5 protein-coding genes are annotated in these 4,830 nt (G+C 70.6%); 3 read left to right on the top strand and 2 right to left on the bottom strand.

Annotation, left to right across the window (positions count from 1 at the left end):
- Together EIO58_RS12730 and glpK are read left to right on the top strand one after the other, a co-directional pair.
- Positions 1-180 (top strand): hypothetical protein (locus EIO58_RS12730; protein ID WP_164861683.1); only part of this gene is annotated, 180 nt, incomplete at its 5' end.
- 70 nt (positions 181-250) lie between these two features.
- Positions 251-1,786, top strand: a complete 1,536-nt coding sequence (gene glpK, locus EIO58_RS12735) for a glycerol kinase GlpK (protein WP_127819853.1) — start codon at positions 251-253, stop codon at positions 1,784-1,786.
- Positions 1,787-1,864: 78 nt separating this feature from the next.
- Here the strand turns inward: glpK and EIO58_RS12740 are convergent, their stop codons facing one another.
- Positions 1,865-2,725, bottom strand: coding sequence for an Fpg/Nei family DNA glycosylase (locus tag EIO58_RS12740; protein WP_127819854.1), 861 nt, complete (start codon positions 2,723-2,725; stop codon positions 1,865-1,867).
- A 409-nt stretch (positions 2,726-3,134) separates the two neighbouring features.
- Positions 3,135-3,698, bottom strand: coding sequence for a GNAT family N-acetyltransferase (locus EIO58_RS12745; RefSeq protein WP_127819855.1), 564 nt, complete (start codon positions 3,696-3,698; stop codon positions 3,135-3,137).
- A gap of 233 nt (positions 3,699-3,931) precedes the next feature.
- On the opposite strand from EIO58_RS12745, the gene EIO58_RS12750 reads away from it, so the two are divergent.
- Positions 3,932-4,807, top strand: a complete 876-nt coding sequence (locus EIO58_RS12750; protein WP_240658816.1) for a type IV toxin-antitoxin system AbiEi family antitoxin domain-containing protein — start codon at positions 3,932-3,934, stop codon at positions 4,805-4,807.
- Positions 4,808-4,830: the final 23 nt, after the last annotated feature.

Raw genomic sequence — 4,830 nt, forward strand, 5'->3', positions numbered from 1 at the left:
GGCGCGACGACGGATGCCGCGACCGAGGTCGCCGAGGCGATCGCGCCGGTGCTGGGCTGGGACGCCGCGCGGGTCTCGGCCGAGGTCGAGCGCGGGCTCGCCGCCGTCCGTGCGGCCGAACCTGCCCAGGACGCCGTGGGCGTGCTGAACGAACAAGGCGGCCAGGCGTCTGCACGATAGCCTGACCGCACGTTCCGCCGCGTGAGCGGCCGAGGGCGGGCGAGGCGGCCCGCCGAGGAAGGAGACGCCGGTGCCCGAGCACGTCCTGGCCATCGATCAGGGAACGACCTCCACGCGGGCGATCGTGTTCGACGCCGACGGGGCGGTGGTCGCCGTCTCGCAGCGCGAGCACGAGCAGATCTTCCCGCGCGCCGGGTGGGTCGAGCACGACCCGGTCGAGATCTGGACCAACACCGAATGGGTCATCGCGTCGTGCCTCACCCGGGCGCGGGTCACGGCATCCGATGTCGCCGCGATCGGCGTGACCAACCAGCGCGAGACCGCGATCGTGTGGGAGAAGCGCACCGGACGACCGGTGTACAACGCCCTCGTGTGGCAGGACACCCGTACGCAGCCGCGCCTCGATCGGATGGCGAGCGACGGCGGGTCCGAGCGGTTCGCCGAGACGACGGGGCTGCCGCTGGCCACCTACTTCTCGGCGTCGAAGGTCGGCTGGATCCTCGACCACGTCCCCGGTGCCCGCGCCGCCGCGGAGGCCGGCGACCTCCTCTTCGGCACGCCCGACACGTGGGTCGTGTGGAACCTCACGGGCGGCGCGCGCGGCGGCATCCACGTCACCGACGTGACGAACGCCTCCCGCACGCTGCTCATGGACCTGCGGACGCTCGACTGGTCGGACGAGCTGCTGCAGGTCTGGGGCATCCCGCGCGCGATGATGCCCCAGATCCGGTCGTCGTCGGAGGTCGTCGGGCACTCGCAGCTGCCGTCGGTGCTCGACGGCGTGCCGATCGCGGGGATCCTCGGCGACCAGCAGGCCGCGACCTTCGGGCAGGCGGCGTTCGACGCAGGCGAGTCGAAGAACACCTACGGCACGGGCAACTTCCTGCTGGTCAACACAGGCACCGAGATCGTGCGCTCGGGCAGCGGTCTCATCACCACGCTCGCGTACCGGATCGGCGACGAGCCCGCGCGGTACGCCCTGGAGGGATCGATCGCGGTGACCGGCTCGCTCGTGCAGTGGCTGCGCGACAACCTCGGCATCATCCAGCGGTCCGAAGACATCGAGACGCTCGCCGCGACCGTCGACGACAACGGCGGCGCGTACTTCGTGCCGGCTTTCTCGGGACTGTTCGCGCCCTACTGGCGCCCCGACGCGCGCGGCGCGCTCGTCGGGCTCACCCGCTATGTCAACAAGGCGCACATCGCGCGGGCGGCCCTCGAATCGACCGCCTTCCAGACGCGGGACGTCATCGACGCCGTGGTCGCCGACACCGGGCGGGCCCTGGCCGAGCTGCGGGTCGACGGCGGGATGACGCGCGACGACCTGCTCATGCAGTTCCAGGCCGACATCCTCGGGATCCCGGTGGTACGGCCGAAGGTCGTCGAGACGACGGCCCTCGGCGCCGCGTACGCCGCGGGACTCGCGACCGGCGTGTGGCGCGACCGCGACGAGCTGCGCTCGCACTGGCGGGAGGACGTGCGCTTCGAACCGCGGATGCCCGAGGACGAGCGTGAGCGCCGGTGCCGCATGTGGCGCAAGGCCGTGTCGAAGTCGCTCGACTGGGTCGACGACGACGCCCGCATCCTGATGGGCACGACCGGCTGATCGAGCCTTCGTCACTGAGTTGTCGGAGCGCAGTTCGGCAGGGTCAGGGATCGGGATGCCGGCGCGAGAGGCCTGGAGTCACTTCAGCAGGCGCGACAGCCGGCGGTCCGCGAGGATCTTGCCGCCGGTCTGGCACGTCGGGCAGTACTCGAGCGAGTTGTCGGCGAAGAAGACGCTGCGCACCTCGTCGCCGCACACCGGACACGTCTCGCCGCGGCGCCCATGGACCTGCATGCCGCGCCGCTTGGCGTCTTTGAGCTCGGCAGGAGGCTTGCCGGACGCCTCGGCCACGGCATCCGTCAGCGTCTCGGTCATGGCATCGTACAGGCGGCCGACGTCATCCGGTGAGAGCGACGACGCGAGCGCGTAGGGCGACATCTTGGCGGCGTGGAGGATCTCGTCGGAATACGCGTTGCCGACTCCGGCGACGATCATCTGATCGCGCAGCACACCCTTGATCTGCGTGCGGCGCCCCTCGAGGAGCGAAGCGAAGGTCTCGAGCGAGAACCGGGGGTCGAGCGGATCGGGGCCGAGCCGTGCGACACCTGGCACATCCGCGGGGTCGCGCACGACGTAGACCGCGAGCGATTTCTTCGTGCCGGCCTCGGTGAGGTCGAAGCCCGAGCCGTCGCTGAGGGCGACGCGCAGCGCGATGGGCGTCTTGCCCGGGCGGATGAGGGTCTGCGGCAGCTCGTCGTACCAGCGCAGCCAGCCGGCCTTCGCGAGGTGGAACACCAGGTGCGGGCCTGTCGTCGCGAGATCGATGAACTTGCCGTGGCGCGCGGCGCCCGTGAGCTCGGCTCCGTTCAGCGCGTCGATCGGCGGATCGTACGTCTTCAGCGCCGCGATGTTCGCGACCGTCGCGCGCACCACGGTGAGTCCGGTGATGCGGCCGCCCAGGAAGTCGACGAGCCCCTGCACCTCGGGCATCTCTGGCATGCGCTCATCCTCGCACGCCCCGCCGACGTGCGGGGCGTCACGGGGACAGGGTCGGCGCTGCTGCAGGAGGAGCATTGCTCCGGAGAACACCGGGCAGTGGGCTGCTTCACGTGTCGTGGAGTCGGTCCCTGCTCCCTCCGCTTCAGGCGGCGGGCCGGGTGGTGAGTCCGCTCATGGTCTCGGCGGAGGTGGCGGAGCCGAGGCTCCGGTGACGGCGCGTGGTGGTGAAGTGGCCGATGTACCGCGCGAACGCTTGGACCGGCACTGGGTGCCGTGACCGAAGCGGAAGATCGTGCCCGGGAGGACATGACCGGGACCAGACTGGACCTCGACTGGGGCACCCGAGCGGCGTGCGTCCTGCGGAAGGGGCGGGTCTCCTGCAGAAGGATGCCGCAGCCGAGGTCTGTGCTCAGTCCAGAACCGGCCAGGGATGCGGTGTGCGGTCGTCGGCGGCGAGGAGGCCGGCGATCCAGCCGTCGTCACGGCCGTGGGAGTCCACGAGGGCCTGCCGCAGCGTGCCCTCATACCGGAAGCCGAGCGTGCGCGCTGCCCGCGCGGAGCCGATGTTGCCGACGACGGCGCGCCACTCGATGCGGTCGAGGGCGAGGCCGTCGGCCGCGAAGCCCCAGTCGATGACGGTGCGCGCGGCCTCGACGAGGAGTCCGCGACGGCGCGACCAGGGCGACACCCAGTACCCGAGCTCGCCCGAGCCGCGGCCATCGATGCGGTACAGCCCGATCATGCCCGCGAACTCGGAGCCCTCGCGCATCGCCCACGTGAGGTGGGTGCCGGCCTGCCAGTCCGCGGCGACCTTCGGCACGAACTCCTCGGCGTGCTTGCGCTCGTACGGCGATGGAACCGTCGTGTAGCGCTGGGTCTCGGCATCCTGGCACGCCTCGTAGATGGCGTCGATGTCGTCCTCGACCGGAAGCGACAGCTCGAGGCGCTCGGTGCGCAGCGTGACCGGTTCCACGCGGCCACCCTATTCGGAATCGGCTGCTTGCGAGTGCGTGACAACGGCGTCGGCGGCCGCTGCGGCGTGCAACTCAGGCAGAATTGCCGCCGCACCCGCCCGGAGCGGTCGGCGACGCCGGGTCTGCCTGAGTCGTGCGCCGGGTCGTTTCCTCCCCAGGTGGCCGTACAGTCCCAGCATCCACAGTTCGCGGCCCGGCCCGCCGGTTCGGCGGCACACTCCGTCAACGTGGCATGGTGTTCATGCTGCGAGCCGCCCCCGGTGAGGTGCTCACTCGTGCGGATCTGCGTGCCCGCGGGATGCGGCCCAAGCAGATCACGCGGGAAGTCGAGTCCGGCCGCCTCCTGCGCGTGCGCCGCGACCGTTACATGTCCGCCCCGTCGGGTGGTGTCGACCGCGCCGTTCGCGTCGGTGGTCGGCTGGCATGCGTTTCCCTCCTTGCCCTGCTCGGCGTCTTCGTGCTCGACAAGCGCACTCTTCATGTGCATCTGGAGCGAACGATGTCTCGATTGCGGCACCCCGACGATCCACGCAGGGCGCTGAGTCCGGGCGCGCGCAGCGACCTGTCGCTGCACTGGTGGCCGTTGCACGACAAGGGAGAAGTCACGCTCGGCTGCGTCTCGATCTTCGATGCCGTCGCTCAGGCGATCCGCTGTCAGGAGCCGCGTGCCGCGGTGGCAACCATCGACAGCGTGCTGTACCTCGGGATCCTCACGTGGACGCAGGTGCGTGACGTGTTCACGTGCCTTCCCGACCGATACGGCATCGTGCTCCGGCTCGTGGACGGCGTCGCAGAATCCGGCCCCGAGAGCCTCATGAGGCTGATCCTCCGGCAGCTCGGTCTCACATTCCGCGCGCAGGTCGATGTGCCGGAGGTCGGCCGCGTCGACTTCCTCGTCGGCGGATGGCTGATCATCGAGTGCGACAGCAAGGCGCACCACGAAGGGTGGGAGAAACAACAGCGTGACCGCCGGCGTGATCTGGCGGCGGCCGCCCTCGGCTTCACCACCCTCCGACCTCTCGCAGAGGACATCATGTATCGCCCCGACCTCGTCGTGCGAGCGGTCCGCGGGCTGGTGTCGGCTCGTCGCCGTTCATCGACACGCTGATCGCGAGACGGCCACCCCGCGCC

The organism is Microbacterium sp. CPCC 204701 (genome assembly GCF_004010105.1).
Taxonomy (GTDB): domain Bacteria; phylum Actinomycetota; class Actinomycetes; order Actinomycetales; family Microbacteriaceae; genus Microbacterium.